The sequence below is a fragment of the Escherichia sp. MR genome (genome assembly GCF_005280595.1).
Taxonomy (GTDB): Bacteria; Pseudomonadota; Gammaproteobacteria; order Enterobacterales; family Enterobacteriaceae; genus Escherichia; species Escherichia ruysiae.
Genome location: NZ_SZVK01000146.1, coordinates 1 through 285, shown reverse-complemented (window position 1 = coordinate 285; position 285 = coordinate 1). Strand labels below are relative to the sequence as shown.

At 54.7% G+C, this 285-nt stretch carries 1 tRNA gene and 1 rRNA gene; both read right to left on the bottom strand.

Annotated features, from left to right (window positions below):
- Window positions 1-87, bottom strand: a 5S ribosomal RNA gene (gene rrf / locus FC814_RS22670); the annotation flags it as partial.
- A 39-nt stretch (window positions 88-126) separates the two neighbouring features.
- Window positions 127-202: transfer RNA gene (locus FC814_RS22665), tRNA-Thr, on the bottom strand.
- Window positions 203-285 lie beyond the last annotated feature (83 nt).

Sequence of the window (285 nt, the reverse complement as noted above, 5' to 3'; positions counted from 1 at the left end):
AGACCCCACACTACCATCGGCGCTACGGCGTTTCACTTCTGAGTTCGGCATGGGGTCAGGTGGGACCACCGCGCTACTGCCGCCAGACAAATTCTTTTCTAATCTGCCGAACTTTAACCTAAAAAGTGGTGCTGATACCCAGAGTCGAACTGGGGACCTCACCCTTACCAAGGGTGCGCTCTACCAACTGAGCCATATCAGCACGCTAAATTTGATGCCTGGCAGTTCCCTACTCTCGCATGGGGAGACCCCACACTACCATCGGCGCTACGGCGTTTCACTTCT